At 61.2% G+C, this 255-nt stretch carries 1 protein-coding gene; it reads right to left on the bottom strand.

The window, feature by feature from the left end:
- Positions 1-148 (bottom strand): PhzF family phenazine biosynthesis protein (locus tag F1003_RS18975; protein WP_497986935.1); only part of this gene is annotated, 148 nt, incomplete at its 3' end.
- Positions 149-255 lie beyond the last annotated feature (107 nt).

The raw sequence follows: 255 nt of genomic DNA, 5'->3' as shown, positions 1-255 counted from the left end.
CCTCGGCGCCTGCCGCCGTGAACGAGCGGAGGTTCCTATCTGCCCTGTCACTGCGCATTACAAAGGTCGTTTCGGCCTGATTGAATTCTACGGCTATCCGGCGCATCTGCGCCTCGGTGAGCGCATCAGCGTCTTCGACAACGGCCAAGGGGTTGCCGGTCAGCGGGGCATCGGCAAAAACGTCGATCAGTCCGGCCGGCAAGGCGCCGGCATGCGATTGCAGGGTCAAAGCGAAACTCCTATTCTTTCGCCTGA

The organism is Winogradskyella ouciana (genome assembly GCF_009709615.1).
GTDB classification, from domain to species: domain Bacteria; phylum Bacteroidota; class Bacteroidia; order Flavobacteriales; family Flavobacteriaceae; genus Winogradskyella; species Winogradskyella ouciana.
This window is presented reverse-complemented; position numbering and strand designations above follow the sequence as displayed.